19 protein-coding genes are annotated in these 19284 nt (G+C 37.7%); 1 reads left to right on the plus strand and 18 read right to left on the minus strand.

Features of this window, described 5'->3' with window-relative positions:
- The first annotated feature begins 100 nt into the window (after positions 1–100).
- Complete coding sequence (gene clpP / locus AC4PG0_RS13060; RefSeq protein WP_003768278.1) at positions 101–697, plus strand: ATP-dependent Clp endopeptidase proteolytic subunit ClpP; 597 nt, start codon at positions 101–103, stop codon at positions 695–697.
- Positions 698–747: 50 nt separating this feature from the next.
- Here the strand turns inward: clpP and bcaP are convergent, their stop codons facing one another.
- The 18 genes from bcaP to AC4PG0_RS13150 form a co-directional block, all read right to left on the minus strand.
- Positions 748–2139 carry a branched-chain amino acid transporter BcaP gene (bcaP, locus tag AC4PG0_RS13065; RefSeq protein ID WP_492167767.1) on the minus strand — a complete coding sequence of 464 codons (1392 nt, stop codon included), beginning with the start codon at positions 2137–2139 and terminating at the stop codon, positions 748–750.
- Positions 2140–2378: 239 nt separating this feature from the next.
- The gene (gene namA, locus AC4PG0_RS13070) at positions 2379–3395 is read right to left on the minus strand and encodes an NADPH dehydrogenase NamA (RefSeq protein ID WP_070752463.1); all 1017 of its coding nucleotides are present in this window, start codon (positions 3393–3395) and stop codon (positions 2379–2381) included.
- Between the two features lie 25 nt (positions 3396–3420).
- On the minus strand, positions 3421–4392 hold the full coding sequence (whiA, locus tag AC4PG0_RS13075) for a DNA-binding protein WhiA (protein ID WP_003768282.1): 972 nt from the start codon (positions 4390–4392) through the stop codon (positions 3421–3423).
- A 7-nt stretch (positions 4393–4399) separates the two neighbouring features.
- A complete protein-coding gene (locus AC4PG0_RS13080) occupies positions 4400–5368 on the minus strand; it encodes a YvcK family protein (RefSeq protein ID WP_492167768.1) in 969 nt (322 codons plus the stop codon).
- A gap of 1 nt (position 5369) precedes the next feature.
- A complete protein-coding gene (rapZ, locus tag AC4PG0_RS13085) occupies positions 5370–6245 on the minus strand; it encodes an RNase adapter RapZ (RefSeq protein WP_003763899.1) in 876 nt (291 codons plus the stop codon).
- Between the two features lie 108 nt (positions 6246–6353).
- Positions 6354–8084 carry a phospho-sugar mutase gene (locus tag AC4PG0_RS13090; RefSeq protein ID WP_492167769.1) on the minus strand — a complete coding sequence of 577 codons (1731 nt, stop codon included), beginning with the start codon at positions 8082–8084 and terminating at the stop codon, positions 6354–6356.
- 44 nt (positions 8085–8128) lie between these two features.
- Complete coding sequence (locus AC4PG0_RS13095; RefSeq protein ID WP_492167770.1) at positions 8129–9190, minus strand: aldose epimerase family protein; 1062 nt, start codon at positions 9188–9190, stop codon at positions 8129–8131.
- Positions 9191–9205: 15 nt separating this feature from the next.
- On the minus strand, positions 9206–10189 hold the full coding sequence (gene galE, locus AC4PG0_RS13100) for a UDP-glucose 4-epimerase GalE (RefSeq protein WP_033838239.1): 984 nt from the start codon (positions 10187–10189) through the stop codon (positions 9206–9208).
- A 115-nt stretch (positions 10190–10304) separates the two neighbouring features.
- Positions 10305–11264, minus strand: a complete 960-nt coding sequence (trxB, locus tag AC4PG0_RS13105) for a thioredoxin-disulfide reductase (RefSeq protein ID WP_003772358.1) — start codon at positions 11262–11264, stop codon at positions 10305–10307.
- A 77-nt stretch (positions 11265–11341) separates the two neighbouring features.
- Positions 11342–12817 carry a tetratricopeptide repeat protein gene (locus tag AC4PG0_RS13110; protein WP_003772357.1) on the minus strand — a complete coding sequence of 492 codons (1476 nt, stop codon included), beginning with the start codon at positions 12815–12817 and terminating at the stop codon, positions 11342–11344.
- A gap of 84 nt (positions 12818–12901) precedes the next feature.
- On the minus strand, positions 12902–13399 hold the full coding sequence (locus AC4PG0_RS13115; RefSeq protein ID WP_003772356.1) for an acyltransferase: 498 nt from the start codon (positions 13397–13399) through the stop codon (positions 12902–12904).
- A gap of 3 nt (positions 13400–13402) precedes the next feature.
- Positions 13403–14056: a pyrophosphatase PpaX gene (gene ppaX, locus AC4PG0_RS13120; protein WP_003763908.1), complete on the minus strand. Its 654-nt coding sequence runs from the start codon at positions 14054–14056 to the stop codon at positions 13403–13405.
- A gap of 42 nt (positions 14057–14098) precedes the next feature.
- Entirely contained in the window at positions 14099–14932 is an 834-nt protein-coding gene (lgt, locus tag AC4PG0_RS13125) for a prolipoprotein diacylglyceryl transferase (protein ID WP_003772355.1), read from the minus strand.
- A gap of 91 nt (positions 14933–15023) precedes the next feature.
- Entirely contained in the window at positions 15024–15962 is a 939-nt protein-coding gene (gene hprK / locus AC4PG0_RS13130; protein WP_003763911.1) for an HPr(Ser) kinase/phosphatase, read from the minus strand.
- A gap of 186 nt (positions 15963–16148) precedes the next feature.
- Positions 16149–16502, minus strand: a complete 354-nt coding sequence (locus AC4PG0_RS13135; RefSeq protein ID WP_003763913.1) for a phage holin family protein — start codon at positions 16500–16502, stop codon at positions 16149–16151.
- Positions 16503–16510: 8 nt separating this feature from the next.
- On the minus strand, positions 16511–16711 hold the full coding sequence (locus AC4PG0_RS13140) for a PspC domain-containing protein (protein ID WP_003772354.1): 201 nt from the start codon (positions 16709–16711) through the stop codon (positions 16511–16513).
- Positions 16712–16734: 23 nt separating this feature from the next.
- Positions 16735–17946, minus strand: coding sequence for a DUF4097 family beta strand repeat-containing protein (locus tag AC4PG0_RS13145; protein WP_010991307.1), 1212 nt, complete (start codon positions 17944–17946; stop codon positions 16735–16737).
- A 67-nt stretch (positions 17947–18013) separates the two neighbouring features.
- The gene (locus AC4PG0_RS13150) at positions 18014–19267 is read right to left on the minus strand and encodes a DUF4097 family beta strand repeat-containing protein (protein WP_033533637.1); all 1254 of its coding nucleotides are present in this window, start codon (positions 19265–19267) and stop codon (positions 18014–18016) included.
- Between the last annotated feature and the right edge of the window lie 17 nt (positions 19268–19284).

Raw genomic sequence — 19284 nt, forward strand, 5'->3', positions numbered from 1 at the left:
AGTTTGCTCCAAACTTTATCATTTGACCTAATTTGACCATTCGTGTATGATATAAACAAAGCTAAATTAAAATATACAATTTAACAGGAGGAATCTTGATATGAACTTAATTCCAACAGTAATTGAACAAACTAGCCGCGGTGAACGCGCATACGACATTTATTCTCGTTTATTAAAAGACAGAATTATTATGTTAGGCTCTGCAATTGATGATAATGTTGCTAACTCAATTGTTTCCCAATTATTATTCTTAGATGCACAAGATCCTGAAAAAGATATTTTCTTATATATCAACTCTCCAGGAGGTAGTATTTCAGCTGGGATGGCAATTTACGACACAATGAATTTCGTTAAAGCTGACGTGCAAACTATCGGTATGGGGATGGCTGCTTCAATGGGCTCATTCTTACTAACAGCCGGTGCAAATGGTAAACGTTTCGCTTTACCAAATGCAGAAATCATGATTCACCAACCACTAGGCGGAGCTCAAGGTCAAGCAACTGAAATTGAAATTGCTGCTCGTCATATTCTAAAAATCAAAGAACGTATGAATACGATTATGGCTGAAAAAACTGGGCAACCTTATGAAGTAATCGCTCGCGATACCGATCGTGATAATTTCATGACTGCTCAAGAAGCAAAAGATTACGGTTTAATTGATGACATCATCGTTAACAAATCTGGCTTAAAAGGCTGATTAAATAAAAAAAGTGGGCTTGAAATTACAAGCCCACTTTTTTTGTTGCCTTATTTTAAACGTAAAGCAGAATGTTTTCTTCCATAGAATGTATAAACAATAATTCCAAGTACAAACCAAACACCAAACGCAATCCAAGTTGTTTTAGATAAATTAAGCATTAAGTATACACAAAGTAAAAACGAAAGTGCTGGTACCACTGGATAAAACGGTGTCTTAAAGCCTTTTTGATTAAGCTCAGGGTTGCGACGTAAGAAGAAAATTCCGACTGAAACCATCGCAAAAGCAAATAACGTGCCGATATTAATTAATTGTGCCAAATCTTCCATTGGTACTGTTGAGGCAATCAAGCCCATTACTGTCGCAAAAATCATCGTATTTCTAACTGGCGTATCGTTCTTGCTGATTTTTGAAAAAGATTTTGGTAGTAGTCCGTCACGTCCCATTGCAAACAATAATCTAGTTCCACCGTAAGACATAACAAGCACTACTGTTGTCATTCCAACAATTGCTCCAACTGAAAGCAAGCCTGCAATCCAGTTTTGATTAATCGCTTGAAGCGCAAAAGCAACTGGTGCACTAACTCCAACTAAATCAGTGTACGGAACAACGCCGGTTAGAACTGCTGATAATAAAATATAAAGCAACGTACACACTGCCAAGGAAGCGATAATCCCGATTGGCATATTTTTTTGCGGATTTTTCACTTCTTCCGCCGCACTAGATACGGCATCAAAACCAATGTAAGCAAAGAAAACGGTAGAAGCTCCCGTAATCACACCTTGCACTCCAAATGGTAAAAACGGCGTCCAATTATCTGGCTTCACATAGAATGCACCTACGATAATAAATAAAATAACAACTGCAATTTTTACTAACACCATTATATTATTTACTCTCGTAGATTCGCGAATACCAAAACTAAGTAAAATTCCAATAACCATAACTACTACAAAAGCGAGTAAATCAAAGTAAGTACCTGCGCTTGGGTTATAAGCGGAAGATATAGCTGTTGGAATGTGTAAATCAAAACCCGCTAGCAAGCTCTTCATATAAGATGACCAACCACTTGCAATCGCTGCTACCGCAAGCCCATATTCCAAAATAAGTGACCAGCCAAGAATCCACGCTACTCCTTCTCCAAATACGTGATAGCTGTATGTATAAGCGCTACCCGCGACTGGCAGTTTTGAAGCGAATTCCGAATAACAAAGAGCCGCCAAACAACAAGCAATGCCTGCAATAATAAATGAAATAATAATTCCTGGTCCCGCTATGACAGAAGCTACCTGTCCTGGAAGAATGAATATCCCACCCCCAACAACCGCTCCAACTCCAAGCATTGTTAAATCAAATGCGCCTAAAGTTTTGTTTAAATGATGTTTATCTGTCGCTGGGTTATGAAAACTCTTTTTTCTGAAAAAAGAATTAACTTTCGTCATAAAAATCCCTCCTACTTATATTCCAATTTTCAGTTAATTTATTTGTGTATTTTTAAACTAACTAGAAAACTATTATTCATACTACCACAAACACACTGAAAAATATACCACATATGTATAACTTTATTTAAAATGTAAAAATTTTTTTAGTGTTGTATTACTTGAAATTACATTTACATCCAATCAGTTTAAATAAAAAAGCTTGAAGACGACAAGTTGTGGTCTTCAAGCTTTATTAATTATTTCCAAGCTCGTGAATATTGTTTCGGTGCTTCGATTGTTTCACCTAACGTTTCAGCAGCCTCTTTAGCAAAATAAGGATTTCGTAATAATTCACGACCGACGATAATTAAATCTGCTCGTTCGTTGCATAAAATTTCTTCCGCTTGCTCGCCTCGTGTAATAAGCCCAAGTGCACCTGTTGCAATACCAGCCCCGCGACGAATTTCATCAGCGAACGGTACTTGATAACCCGGGAAAACTGGTGGTGCTACGTTGACTAAACCACCTGTACTTACATCAATTAATTCCACGCCATCTGCTTTCATCCATTTGGCAAAAGGAATATGGTCTTCTAATTGCAAACCGCCATGTGCATAATCAGTAGCGGAAACTCGAACAATAATCGGTCCATCCCATACTTCTTTTATTGCCTTAATAATATCGCTTAAAATTTTATAACGATTGCCAGCAGGTCCGCCGTAATTATCTTCGCGACGGTTTGAAATTGGGGAAAGGAACTGATGAATTAAATAACCGTGCGCTGCGTGAATCTCGATTACATCAAAGCCAGCTTCCTTAGCCCGGTAAGCCGCCCGTTTAAAATCAGCGACAACTTCTTTAATTGCTTCTTTCGTAAGTTCTACCGGTTTAGCAGATTTTTCGTCAAAAGGAATTGCAGAAGGAGCTACAATTTCGCCTGGTAAAACAGCTTTTCGACCAGCGTGTGCTAATTGAATACCTGCTTTTGCCCCGTGATAATGAAGTCCATCTACTAGACGTTTTAAAGCTGGTACTTGCTCGTCATTCCATAAGCCTAAATCAAATTCAGAAATTCTGCCTACTTCTTGAACCGCAGTAGCTTCTAATATTACAAGGCCGGTACCGCCAGCTGCTCTTGAAACGTAATGCGCAAAATGAAAGTCTGTTGCGATCCCGTCTTTATTTTCTACTGAATACATACACATTGGCGACATAACAATTCTGTTTTTTAGCGTTACATCTTTTAATTTATATTCTGAAAATAATTTTGACATTCTAATTCGCATCCTTTTCTTTTAATTAACTATTGCTAACTTTTAACCCTACTTGCGCTGGAGTTTCACCGCTTCTGAGTCGTTCTGCAATTTGATCCAGTTTGCGAAGACGATGGTTAATGCCTGATTTACTTACTTGACCAGTTGTTAGCATTTCACCCAACTCTTTTAAAGTAACATCTTCATTTGCAATCCGAAGCGCGGCAATTTCACGCAGTCGTTCTGGTAAAGCTTCAAGTCCAACTGTTGACTGGATATACTTAATATTATCAATTTGCCTAACAGCAGCGTTAATAGTTTTATTGAGATTCGCTGTTTCACAGTTAACTAACCTATTCACTGAATTCCGCATATCGCGCATAATCCGAACATCTTCAAAATGAAGAAGCGCACTAGTTGCACCAATAATACTTAAGAATTCCGTGATTTTTTCCGCTTCTTTCAAATAGGTAATAAAACCGTTTTTCCGTTCAAGGGTTCGCGCATTGAGGTCGAATTGATTCATTAAAGCGCAAATCGCCTCATTATGCTCCTCATAAACAGAAAAAATTTCTAGATGATACGATGAAGTTTCCGGGTTATTAACTGATCCACTTGCCAAAAAGGCTCCACGTAAATAAGCACGTTTGGCGCTCCTCTTCTTAACAAATCCCCTATCAATCGACTTCGTAAACGTCATTGGAGGTTCAAGAATTCGTAAATCTTCTAAAATCCCTCGCGTGCCAGACTTTAATCGCACAATATAGACATTATTTTTTTTAAGTTTCATTTTACGGCGTACTAGAAGTTCAATTGGCACTTCATACAAATCTTTTAGTAATTGGTACATTCGTCTAGCTATAGCTGCATTCTCTGTTTGGACATCCATTATAACTAATTGATTCGAAAACGAGATTGCGCCATTCATTCGAATAAAAGCTGCGAGTTCCACTTTTGCATCGCTATCACTTACGTCCATATGGGTTAATTCTTTCTTCGTTTCCGATGCAAATGACATGGCTTACTCACTCCTTTTCATTATTTTTATTAGGCAACATTGCTAAAAGCGCATCCGCCACCTTATCAGCTGCATGGCGCACAAGGCCATCTTCTGTAGAAAGAAAATCTTGATAAATAGCTTCTACTCCAAGTTTTTCCATTTCTTCCGCATTATGCTCCACTTGCGCCACATCTTCAGGAAATAGTAATTCTTTTGGAACAGTTGTAGTGTTAATTAATGTTTTATCGATAAAAGATTTACCAACATGTTCGTGGATGACTTTAATATGATCCGCATCTGAGAAAAAGTCCGTTTCCCCAATTTGCGTTAAAATGTTCGTAATGTATACTTTCTGGGCTTTACTTGCTGTAATTTCATCAGCTAATTCTTCTAATAATAAATTAGGTAAAATACTTGTATATAAGCTTCCAGGACCAATAACAATCAAATCTGCTTCTTTGACTGCTTCTACTGCTGTTGGATATGGTTTCACATTTTCTGGTTCTATAAATACTCGGTTAATATGTTTGCCTTGAAGTGGAATAAGCGACTCGCCGTGGACAATTGATCCATCTTCCATTTCTGCATTTAAAATAAGTGGTTGGTCGGTTGCTGGAATGACTTTACCACGAATTTTTAGTACGGTAGCAAGAACATTTATTGCATCAACGTAACTATCATTAAGTTGCGATAATGCCGTCAAAATCAAGTTGCCAATCACATGACCTGATAAATCCCCATCTACAGCAAAACGATATTGGAACAAGTCTACCACACGCGGATCAACATTAGATAAAGCAAGCATGACGTTACGAATATCTCCAGGAGGAAGAACGTCCATTTGTTCGCGAATTTTACCAGAACTACCGCCATCATCAGCAACTGTAACAATCGCTGTTAAATGAATCTTTTTTTTCTTAAGCCCTTTTAAAACGACTGGGAGACCTGTTCCGCCGCCTATAACGACTACTTTCGGCTTCGTTTCTTTGCTCATATTAGCGTTCCTTTCTACGTTTCATATCTCGGTGTGAAATCGTTGTTTCATATTTTTGCTGGATTGCTTTACCAACATATTCTGTTAGAGCAACAGAACGATGCTGTCCTCCCGTACATCCAATTGCAATCACAAGCTGTGTTTTTCCTTCTCGTTTGTAAAAAGGAAGAGTAAACATTAATAAATCAACTAATTTATCTAAAAAGGCCATTGTTTCCGGCCATTTCATCACGTACTCATAAACATCTTCATCAAGCCCTGTCAGTGGGCGCATCTTATCAATATAATGCGGATTTGGTAGGAAACGAACATCAAATACTAAATCTGCATCAATTGGAATACCATATTTAAAACCAAACGACATTAATTGAACATTGAAAACATCCTTGTCTTCTGTTTGAAATTCATTGTTAATTCGTTCTCTAAGTTCACGCGGCGCCATATTGGAAGTGTTAATTACTAACTGCGAGCGCCCTTTTAAATCACTAAGCAGTTCACGCTCAGCATTAATTCCGTCAAGCACAGAACCATTAGGCTCCAGTGGATGGTGGCGGCGAGTTTCTTTATAACGCGAAACAAGCACCTTATCATCAGCCTCTAAAAAGAGGATTTTCGTTGTTATAAAATTGGTATTATCTAGTTCATCTAGCGCTGGCTCAATGGAGTCGAAAAACTCACGACCACGAAGATCCATTACGAGCGCGATTTTATCCATCTTATCGCTTTCTTTCATTAACTCCCAGAATTTTGGAAGTAAACTTGGCGGTAAATTATCTACACAAAAATAACCGAGATCTTCTAAAGACTGCATTGCAACTGTTTTCCCTGCCCCAGACATCCCAGTAATAATTACTAATTTTAATTGTTTAGAAGCCATATACGCCTCATCCTTTCGCACAAATAATATCTACCTTTCATTTTAGCACACTTCCCACTAGAAAATCCCGGAAAAGTCTCTAAATAGAGTTTCCGGGATTTTTCTTTTTTAAGCTTCGATATATTGCATCAAATCAGCTTTTACTTTTTCAAGTTTTTGCGTGCTTTCTGCTTCATTTTCACCGCGAATGCTAAAATAGAATTTGATTTTCGGTTCGGTGCCTGATGGACGCAAGCAGAACCATGAACCATCTTCAAAATAACATTTAATTACATCTGCGGTCGGTAATTGAATCTCTTCAGTTTTACCTGTTTCAATCCAAGTAGTTTCGCTTCTTAAATAATCTTCCGCGCGCTCAATTCGGAAACCGCCCATGCTTGTAGGAAGTTGCTCTCTAAAGCCACTTGTAATTTCTTTAATGCGCTCTGATCCATCTTTTCCACTTAAAGTGAGCGAAACTAAATCTTCTTTATAATAACCAAATTCAGCATAAATTTGTTCTAACTCTTCTAGCAAAGTCCGCCCTTCCGTTTTGCTTACAAGCGCCACTTCAGAAATCGCGAGAACTGCCTGAATAGCATCTTTATCACGAGTAAACGACTTAACCATATAACCATTACTTTCTTCATAGCCAAATTCAAATGTATGCTTCCCTGTTTCCTCAAAATGCTTGATTTGTTCCGCGATAAACTTGAACCCTGTTAAAACTTCAATCATCTGTGCACCAAAGTGTTTCGCGATTTCCGTCCCAAGATTACTTGTGACAATTGATTTTAAAACAGCCGCATTTTCTGGTAGTTCATTTTGCGCTTTCTTTTGTTTTAACAAGTAATGTAAAATTATCGCACCAATTTGATTACCGGATAAAATCTCATATTCCCCGTCATTATTCCGTACTGCAACTCCTAAACGGTCAGCATCCGGATCAGTTCCTACTAATATATCGCCATCATGTTTTTTGCCATATTCAATTGCGAGCGAAAATGCTTCTTTATTTTCTGGATTAGGTGATTTTACAGTACCAAAATCAGGATCGTTCACAAATTGTTCCTCTACTTTAACGATATTCGTGAAGCCGACACTTTCAAGCGCAGGAACGCCTAAAATCCCACCTGTACCATGTAGTGGCGTGAAAACAATTTTCAAATCTTTACCACGTTCTTGCACCAACTCATTATTAACAATTACTTCTTTTAATTTTTCCAAATAAGGACGGTCCACTTTTTCGCTAATTATTTCAAGTAAACCTTTTTCAATTAATTCGTCTTGATCTGCTTCTTCTACAGAAAAAATATCTTCCACTGCACTTATGTAATCTATTACAGCACTTGCACCGGTTGGCGGCATTTGCCCACCGTCTTCTCCGTAAATTTTATAGCCATTATATTCTGGCGGATTATGACTTGCCGTAATTACTATCCCACCAAACGCATTTAAAAATCTCACTGCAAAAGAAAGTTCTGGTGTTGGTCTAAGCGCATCAAACACATAACTTTTAACACCATGGTGCCCTAAAACCGCCGCTGACTCAAAGGCAAATTCACGCGACATATGACGAGGATCGTAAGCAATAACAATTCCGCGTTTCTTAGCCTCTTCACCGTTTTCAGCTACAAATTGCGCTAAACCAAGTGACGCTTTTCGAATAGTATAGATATTCATCCGATTTGTTCCAGCTCCTAGAACACCACGCATCCCCGCCGTACCAAATTCCATATTACGATAAAAACTATCTTCTAATTCTTTTTCATTCTTTTCTATATCTACTAATTGTTTTTTTAGCGACTCATCTAATTCTTTATTTGTAATCCATTTTTGGTATTCCTCTTGCCAGTTCATTCCCGACACTCCTTCACATTATGCTACTTTCATTTTTATCATTCTTAGCTTTCAACCGCAAAACGAAAAGCTGTTTTCGATTTAAATGGTTGGTCTGGTCTTAATACGATATTACCGAACCCTTCATGATTAATCGCATCCACCAATCCTTGTGTTTCCATCGTGATACCCGCATATTTCGGTACTGGTTTGTTTTGAATAGAAAAGTTACCAGTTAGACTATTAGCTGTATAAATTAACACGGAGTCAGCTTCTGTTTCCATTTCTACTCGCCGCCCCGACTGCGTATCAAACAACACCGCATCAGGTCGCCCGTTTTCATGTTTTAGAATAAAGGCATGATCCAGTCCACCACCAACTAGTTTTATTTGTTGGTCTTGACTCCTAGTAATCTCAGCAATTTCACGACCCGCTCGCAAGTCAAAAATAGTATTTTCTGTCGGCGCGATGGCTCCAGTTGGCAAAGATTCATTATTTATTGGTAGAAACGCCTCACTACTTACCCAAAGTTGGTGCGCTAACACATCCGTACCAGCCTCGCCTGTTAAATTAAAATAAATATGATTGCTTGGATTATAAATAGTTGGTTTGTCCGTTTTTGCTTCATAGTGAATTAGCCATTCGTTCTTATTATTCAGTGTATAAGTCATTGTAGCATCAATATTTCCGGGATAGCCATTTTCGCCGTCTGCCATGTGATATGTAAACGTCATAATCACTTCATCTAATTTCTCTTCGACTGAAACATCCCAAAGCTTTTTACTAAAATTAAGCTTCCCTCCATGACGATGGTTAGCGCCTTCATTTTGCGTTAATTGAAACTTTTTACCGTCCAAAGAAAATTGACCTTTAGTGATACGCCCAGCCACCGGACCAAGCGTTGCACCAAAGTACGGCGAATATGCTAAATAATCCTCTAAATTCGAAAATCCTAGACTAATATTAGCAAATTCACCAAATTTATCTTTCGTTTCAATGGAAGTAACAATCGCGCCATAATTTAAAACGCTCATTTTCATCCCATGGTCATTTATTAACGTCCATTGCCATACATCATTTTCTTCCAACCGTCCAAAATGTTCTTTTAATACTTTGATATAAACCACATTCTTTCGTAGTTATTAATAGCCATTTGGATGTGACACGTGCCAGTTCCAAGCAGTAGCAATAATATCTTTTACATCCGTATACGTTGGTTGCCAGCCAAGGATTTCACGCGCTTTATCGCTAGAAGCAACAAGCGTCCCTGGGTCACCAGCCCGGCGCGGCACCACTTCAGCTGGAATTTCTTTACCAGTTACAATTCGAGCTGCTTCAAGCATTTCTTTCACTGAAAAGCCATTGCTGCTGCCGAGGTTGAAAATATTACTTTCTCCACCTTTTTTCAAATATTCAAGCGCGCGGATATGCGCATCAATTAAATCTTCTACTTGGACATAATCACGAATACATGTACCATCAGGTGTATTATAATCATCACCATAAATTGCTAATTTTTCTCGTTGACCAAGAGCAACTTGTAAAATAATCGGTACTAAGTGAGTTTCTGGTTTATGATCCTCACCAATTGATCCATCCGCTTTTGCACCAGCGACATTAAAATAACGTAACGCGACAAACTTCATTCCGTAAGCTTTATCGCACCATTTCATCATTTTTTCCATAATTAGCTTTGTCTCACCGTAAGTGCTTTCTGGACTTGTCGGCATATCTTCTGTGATTGGAACTCGCTCTGGTTCCCCGTATGTCGCAGCACTAGAAGAAAATACAATATGTTTAACACCAAATTGTTCCATAACTTCTAAAAGAACTTGCGTACCGTATACATTATTATTCAAATATTCTAAAGGAACTTCCATTGATTCACCAACAAGCGAACTCGCGGCGAAATGAATCACACTGTCAATAGATTCTTTTTCAAAAACAGTACTTAAAAAAGCTTTATCCCGGATATCACCTTCATAAAATTTTGCTTTTTTGTGAATAGATTCTTGATGGCCTGTTCCTAGATTATCTACCACAACTACCTCATAGCCACGATTAATCAGTTCATCTACTGCGTGAGAGCCAATATAACCCGCTCCGCCAAGTACGACAACGCTCATCATTTATCTCTCCTAACTAGTCTTTGTATTTCATTTTACACTACTCAGGTCAAGGTAGTCACGCAAAAAAATGGACCTAAGATAAATAATCTTTAGATCCATTTTTGTTTTTTTATTATTTAGCTGCTTCTGCTTCCAAAGCTTCTTTTAATTCTTCTACATATTTTTGCGCATTTTGTCCAGCAAGTCCACCATCACCTGTAGCTGTTACGATTTGGCGTAAGCTTTTCGCACGTACATCCCCCGCTGCAAAAATACCAGGAAGATTTGTACGCATTTCTTCGTCTGTCACAATATATCCTTCTTCATCAGTAATACCTAGACTTAAAAATGCTTTCGTAAGTGGTACAAGCCCAACATAGATGAAGACCCCATCTACTGGCATAATTGATTCAGAACCGTCAACAGTAGAAACTAGTTTGACGCTAGTAACTTTTTTGCCATCGCCAATAATTTCTTCTACCGTGTTATTCCAAATAAAATCAACTTTTTCATCTTTAAAAGCACGATCTTGTAGAATTTGTTGTGCACGTAATTTATCACGACGGTGTACAATTGTTACTTTATCTGCATAACGAGTCAAATAAGTTCCTTCTTCAACTGCCGAGTCACCGCCACCAACAACGACTAATTCGCGATTTTTAAAGAATGCTCCATCACAAACTGCACAGTAAGAAACGCCGCGTCCGCTAAGCTCTTCTTCACCAGCTGCGCCAAGTTTACGGTGTTCAGCTCCAGTTGCAATAATAATCGCACGGGCTTTATACGTTTTTGACCCTGCTGTTACAGTTTTAAATTCTTTGCCGTCAATAACTTCTTTAATATCACCATAAGCGTACTCAGCGCCGAATTGTTTCGCCCCGCTAAGCATCTTGTCGGATAAATCTGGCCCTAAAATACTGTCAAAGCCAGGGTAATTTTCTACCTCTGCTGTATTTACCATTTGTCCGCCTGGTACACCACGTTCAATCATTAATGTATCTAAATCTGCACGGGAAGTATATAAAGCCGCTGTCATTCCAGCAGGTCCCGCCCCAATAATAATCACATCATAAATTTTTTCTTCACTAGCCATCCTTTTGCCCTCCTCATTAATGTGTATACAATAGTTAGTCTAAATTAATCCTAATACGGAATAGCAAAAAGGTCTATTTATCTGCTCAGAACTTGTTCAATATCTCTTGCACACTTGCTACATTCAAATTCATCTACTGAAGCGAGTTTCATTTCAGGTAAAAATATTTTTGCAATCGCGCTAGCAACCGTTTCAATCTTATAGCGACCAAGAATTAGCTCTTTTCTATTTTCCATCAAGACTAATGAAAAAATTGTTTCGTATAAAGGAAGATTTTCTTCATTTAACAAAAGTCCATTTTCCCGTAAAATAGTCATTGCTTTCATAATTAAGTAGCAGTTCTGTTCTACGTTCCCGTCTGGAAAATAATCAAAATCGGTAAACATCAAGTGCTCCATATACGACCAACTACTCATATCAAGCAGTGGATGAAATAGGACAAATTCCGGTCGATTTCCCGAGACTGTCATCGCATAGACTCCAAGAAGATGCGTCATATCACTTTCCGCTTGAAGCATCTCTAAAACTAACCGAGTATCGTTGGTTAAATCTGCCTCTTGCTCCCAAGGAAATCTAGTATCTTCATATAAATCACACTCTAAAAAGGAATGCCAAAACATTTTCGCCTCTTCAACTTCATCTAAATAATATGCTGATTTTGCGCGATAATAATAGTATTTACTACGCTCCGTAACTTCCAAATCCGCCACTTGTTCAAGTAAATCATCAGCTTCTTCGTAGTCGCCCATCATCGCATGAATTAAGCCGATTTTTTCTTTATGATGCGAGAGAACTGGCAAAACATCCCGCAACTCCGAGTAAAGTGAGTCAGCTTCTTCCCGATTACCTTTATAAAAATGATAAATAAACAAGTCACATAAACCCAATAAATTCCCCGGGTTTCTTGCAATTAAATCACTTAATACCTTAACGCCTTCCTCTTCTTTTAATTGCTCAAAATAAAGTGCAGCTAGCTGATTATAGGCAGGCCAAAAGTTCGGTTTCTCATCAATCACTTTTTTCAAAATATCACATGCAGAAGCACTATCTTCTTCCGCTAAATAACGATTAATTTCTTTCTTATATGAATAAAATTCCTGTTCTAATTTAGAAAAACCATTTTCAATTGTTTCACCAAATGGCGTTTCTTCGAGTAATACTTCAATTAAATCTTTAGCTTCTTCGGCATAGTCTCCATCAGCTGCTATTTCTAAATAACGACTTGCATATTGAAGCGCCCTACGATAATCTTTCATATAAGCAAAATTATTGGCTATAAAATAATAGCAGTATTCCATATTACCAAGACGTTTTTCCATTATCTCTCTTAGTAATTGATTTGATTTATGAAATTGACCGATCTCCGTATAGCAAATTGCTAATTGACAAAGTATCACTGGCTCTCCAGGTTCAAGTTCTGACGCTCGTACTAGATAACGAATCGCTTCTTTAATTCTTTGCTCACGAAACGCCTCTACTCCACGCTCAAAATAAAATTGACCATTTGGATAAAATGGATAAATTTTTGCAGTTGTTTTTTTGTCTTTTTCCATTTTCCCACCTCCAACAATATCCTTATTCTTCTGAGTATAACATAGAATTTATTTCTTTGGGCAAGAAAAAAAGCTACTCTGATTTCACTCAAAAGCAGCTTTTTCTTTTATTACTAAAGGATTTCCATATGCAAAACTTTCTGGCGGAACATCCTTCGAAACGACTGCCCCAGCAGCAACAATCGCACCGTCTCCTATTTCGATTCCAGGAAGAATGGTTACATTTGCCCCAACCATCACATTCTTACCAATAACGACTTCTCCAACATGATACTCAGACAACAAATATTCATGAGTTAAAATTGTCGTATGATAGCCAATAATAGAATTTTCTCCAATCGTAATCTTCTCAGGAAAAAATAAATCCGGCATAACTTTATAGGCAATAGCAGTTTTCTTACCAATTTTCATTCCAAGACAAGCACGGTAAATATTACGTTTCCCGCCCATCCAAGGAAAAAAACGTCCAAATTCAACTACTACAGTATTCTTTACGACTTTCCAAAAAGAAATGGTTTTATAAACCTGGAAAAGCGTGTTGACTTTCTCATCCGGCGCCTTAAACCTATTCAGCCGTCTCAAAATTTATTCCTCGTCCCTTACAATAGCAAGCAGGTCACTCATTTTTTCTAACATAAAGTCTGGTTGGAACTGCGCCAAATGTTCTGGACCTTTAATCGCCCATGCTACTCCAGCAGTTAACGTTTCCGCATTTTTCCCAGCTTCAATGTCATGATAATTATCACCAATCATAATGGCTTCTTCCTTCGTTGCATTTAGCAGAGAAAGAGCCATCTCAATACCTTCTGGATCTGGTTTCGCATTAGATACTTGATCTAACCCAATCACCACTTGGAAAAATTTATCCAAGCCAGTCACTTTAAGACCTCGCATAATCGTATCGTACATTTTCGTCGATACAATTCCTAGTTTATAATCTTCTTCATACAAAGCTCGAATCGCTTCATACACTCCATCATACTCTAAAATTAAATCATCATGATGTTTCAAGTTATATTCCCGGTAAAACACACGCATTTCTTCCGCATGTGCTGGATTTATTTCCCGAAACGTTTCCATTAGCGAAGGACCGATAAACGGTAAAATATCTTCTCTTGTAAAAACACGGTCAGGTAAGAATTCTTGTAATGTTGCTTGGAAAGTTTTAATAATCAACTCATTCGTATTTATCAGTGTCCCATCTAAGTCAAATAACAATGTAGTAATTTTCCCAGTCATAATTTCTTCCTTTCTTATACAAACTCGAAAAGCTTCAACTTTTTATTTCTTTTTAGCTACTTTACCCAATTTATCTTCCATATAATACGGCGGATTCATTTTCACGCGACGATAAATAATTAAACCAATGGATAACACAATTAGCAGTAAAGATAAAACCTGTGAAACTCTAAAGTCGCCCCACATTAAACTATCTGTTCGCATTCCTTCGATAAAGAATCTTCCGAACGAGTACCAAATTACATAACTAAGAAAAAGTTCCCCGCTACGTATCTTGGTCCGACGAATAATTAATAACACGATAAAACCAAGAACATTCCATAAACTCTCATATAAGAATGTCGGCTGATAATAAGCACCATCTATGTACATCTGGTTGATAATAAATTCTGGCAAATGTAAGCCCTCAAGAAATGCTCGAGTCGTTTCCGCCCCATGAGCTTCTTGGTTCATAAAATTACCCCAACGACCAATAGCCTGAGCAATAATCAAACTAGGTGCAACAACATCCGCAAGTTTCCAAAACGAAATTTTCTTAATCCGCGAGAAAATGACTGCAGTTAGCACGGCACCAATTAACGCACCATAAATCGCGATTCCACCATGCCAAATCTTCACTATTTCGCCCAAATTATTCTTATAAAAATCCCACTCAAAAATAACATAATAAATGCGGGCACTAATAATCGAAATTGGAATCGCCCATATTAGTAGATCCACAATAATTTCTTTGTCCATTTTACGTTTATTTGCTTCACTAAGCGCAAGAAGTAACGCAATTACAACAGCTGAAGCGATAATAACTCCGTACCATTTTACGGAAATACTACCAATTTGAATCGCCACCGGATCAAGTGGCTGAACACCATTACCCATAATTCCCCTACTTTCAAAAAAAGACAACTCCGCAACCAAACAAGATTATCGTACTGTTTGTTTAGGCTGCGGAGAACTTTTCTCTATTTATTTAATCATTCATGCTACTATTATGACCTATTAAATTGTTTAGGTCTTGTGTAAATTGTTCTGCCGCATTGTAGCCCATATTTTTCAAACGGAAATTCATTGCTGCTACTTCTATAATAACAGATAAATTTCGCCCTGGACGAACAGGAACAGTAATTTTTGGAATGTCCATATCAAAGATTTTAGTCTTCTCTTGGTCCAACCCAACGCGATCATAATGCTTATCTGGGTCCCAGTTTTCAAGGTGCACAACGATAGTAATTTTTTTACTGGAACGTACAGCTCCTGCTCCAAATAAAGTCATTACATTAATAATTCCGAGGCCTCGAATCTCTAGTAAATGCTCGATAATTGCTGGCGATGAACCGATGAGCGTCATTTCATCTTCTTGACGAATTTCTACATTATCATCTGCTACGAGTCTATGTCCACGTTTTACAAGTTCGAGCGCTGTTTCACTCTTACCAACACCACTACTACCTGTAATTAAAACGCCAAGTCCGTAAATATCTACTAAAACACCATGCATTGAGATAACAGGTGCCAATCTGCTTTCTAAATAGTTCGTAATATAAACGGATAAACGCGTAGTCTTTAAGCGCGAACGAAGAACTGGAATATCTGCTTCTTTCGCTGCTGCTACTAATTCTTTCGGCACTTCTAAATTTCGAGAAATCACAAAAGCAGGCGTCCGTTTCGTACACATTTGCTTATATCTTTTAAGTCGTTCTTCCGGCTCCATACCTTCTGAAAAAGAAATTTCCGTCATTCCAAAAAGCTGCACACGGTCTTCTGGATAATACGAGAAAAATCCAGTAAGTTCCAAACCAGGCCGAGATAAATCACTTGTTAAAATTGGTCTTTCAAGTCCCGTTTCTGAACAAATTAGCTCTAAATTAAGTCGTTCCTTTAAATCCTTTACCGTAACCGATTTTGTCATGCAAGTACCTCCAAATGAATTATAAAAGTCCATTACTGTTCGCTACAAAATATTGTTTAGAAAGCTCCTTATCATTTTAGCACTTTAGAGAGAATCAAGCTACCTCTTTCTTCCCAAATGGCTCTACACAGCAAAACCAGCTACATTTAAAAAGCCGTTTGAAGCCTAAAAATGTAACTGGAATGTTTAATTTTCTTTATTACCCCATAAAACGGAATTAATAATCATGTTTGCAAAAGCCATAATTGCTGCAATAATCAACGCTGTACCAAAACCATCAATTTGGAAAGAATCTCCAATAAAGAAGGTAGTCATTTCAAGCATAATTGCATTAATCACAAAGGTGAAAAGCCCAAGTGTAAATATATTAATCGGTAAAGTTAAAAGGAGTAAAATAGGTCTAATTAGCATATTAAGAATTGCTAATATAAAACTCGCTAGTAGCGCCGTCGTGAATCCATCTACGTGGAAACTTGTAAAGAATCCAGATAATGCTACAAAAAGCACCGAGTTAATGATTACGCCTATAATCCAACGCATATTTTAGTTCACTCCCATTCTGATTCAGGTGTTGCTTTTGGCATAATAATCGCAGCTAGAATATACAGTAAAATCCCAGTACCTAAGAATAGAACTGCTCCAGCCCAAATTAAACGAATGATTGTTACTTCAATACCAAAGTATTCTGCAAGCCCACCACAAACACCAGCAAACATTTTTTGTGATGAAGATTTATATAACTTTCTCATTGTTTTCCCTTCCTTTCATTTTATTAAACGTTCTTTGTTTCGAGTTCAGAAACTTTGATAATTCCATTTCCTACTTTCGCTTGAAGTGTTGCCATACTTATCTCTTCTGCATTTTGAGTGAAAACAAAAGTTCTTTCTGCGTCATCCCAAATTTTTGCATTTTTTAAGTCGAAGTAAATTTTTTCTTTCTTCGTTCCGAGTGTTCCATCAACATTCCACGTTGGCGGGATTTGAATCCGAATATCGCCATTTGGTGCTTCTAAATCTGCAGCTGAGGAAGTTTCATTTTCGAGAATATATTCAACATCCCCTTGAGCCGCCTTAGCAATTGTTGTATGGAAATTACCTTGAAGAGCAATGTCTCCTTTAGCAGTAGACATATCTACATTTTCAACTGAGCTGCGTTTGAAGAAAATTTCGCCGTCTTTGGATTCCGTGCTGAGGAATTTACCACTAGCTCCTGAAGAACGAATATCGCCGTGACGTGTTTTGATAATAGCATCTTCTGCAGCTGTATCATCATATTTCAAATTACCATTAAGTAATTGAATTTTTACTTGTTCATATAAACGTTTTGGAATAGTAACAACTAAATCTGTTTTTAGTAATTCATTTTTTGATTCAAAAGTGAAACTATCTGGTGAAATGTCTAGCATTGTTTGGCTAAAGAAGTAATCCCAGAGTTTTTCTTCACTTAATTGACGAATGGAGCGTGCTTTTTCGTGTACAGCTAGTACGGCACGAATTTTCATTTGATCTTTGTCCCAAGAACGGATAATAACATCCCCAGTAGCTACTCTAATTGTAAAAGAGCGGAAAGTTGCATCGTCAAAATTGAATTCTCGCACTGGACGAGGACGAGCTTCTTTTCTTCTTGCTCCGTGATGGATTGGTTCTGGTCTAACTGGTTTTTGTCTGTTGTGATGACGGCTATTTCTCATCGCTTCTCGCACTTCCTGTCTCGCTTCATTCCGGTCAGCGTGGCGTCTTCTTTTTTCATCAACGCGGCGACGGTGCCGTTCAAGTACTTCCTCATTACTTGTGTCAGAAGAAGGAATCACAAACAAGGCAACGATGTAAGCAATAATCGCAATACCGGTTTTCATCGTAATAATCGTGATGATAATATAGATAAGGCGTAGAAGTGTGGCATCTATTCCTAGAAATTCGGCTAGTCCGCCAAAAACACCGCCGACTTTCCGGTCCACTCTTGATCTTCTTAATTTTTTATCCATGTTAGCTCTTCCTTTCTTATTTCTATGTAAAATCTAGCGCGCTTTCTCCGCGCTAGATTTCAATTAATTATTTTGCATCACGAATCTTAACGGAACCTGTAGTTGCTTCTGCTTCGATTTTTAGTGAAGAATCAGCTGCTGTTGGTAGTTTAGTAAATACAATTGATTTACTTACTGATTCAGTTTTTGATTGAAGTACTTCTGCATCTTTTAAGTCTAAATATAGTTTTCCAAGGTTTGTATGGAAGCGACCATCTACACCAATAGTTGTTGGTACGATTACTTCGATATTACCGGCACCAGTTTTAGCTTTTAAGAAAGTAGCTTCATTACCAGTTAGCTGATAATTAACGTTACCATTTTTAGTTTGCAAGTTTGTTGAGTAATAATTACCTTTTACTGCCACATTACCGTTAAATGTTTTAAGTGCTACATCACGGATTTCACCATTTTGGATACGAACATTCCCATTAATCGATTCAATTTCAGCTAAAGTAGCGTTTAGTGTACCAATGCTAACATTACCGTTTGTTGTTTTTACAAATAAATCGCGGCCTGATAATTCATCCATGTGGAAATTACCATTCAGCATTTTTACAGAAACATAATCATACTCACGACGAGGCAAGTACACAGTTAAGTTCGTAACGATTTGTTTCGATGTTGATTCAAAACGCAATGTTTCTTCATCTACACGTAAAGTTGTTTTATCAAAAAAGATTTTAAGTGCTTCATCTTCTGGATATTCTTTGAAAAGTTTAATCATCGCGTGAACTTTAATATCATTTGAGTCGGATGGTTTAAATTCAACATTACCATTAGCAATTTCAAATTCTAAAATTGAAAGCGTTGTGTCGTGGTAAATGAAATCACGTTCAATCTTAGTAGATGTAAGAAATGGAAACGGCATATCTTTTACTTGTTTAAATGCGCTGTTTAGGAAAGAACCGATTTTCTCACCAGCTTGTGATAAGTCATTGACCATATTGCGCATGGAGTCTTCACGGTCTTTAGAAGAATTTTCATTTCCTTCTTCTTGGTGCTCATGGTTTTCTGGAGTTGGTTCTGGGCGTCTCTTACGGCTTTTCGGAGCGGTGTAAGGATTTCCTTCATTGTTCCAACCTTTGCTATAATCATAAGTTGGTTCTTCTTCCGGTTCTTCAACACGTTCTTCTCTTGGTGCTGTAGAACGACGGATATTTTCTTTTGCTGCGGATTTACCTTCTTTTTTAGAAATATTTTCAAGTAGGGTAAGGGCCTCTTCAGTAGAAATGATACCTTGTTTCACTAATTCGAGAATACGTTTACGTTCATTTTCCATTTTCATTTCCTCCTAAT

This window comes from Listeria sp. MAN/IMW/UF464, assembly GCF_058683955.1.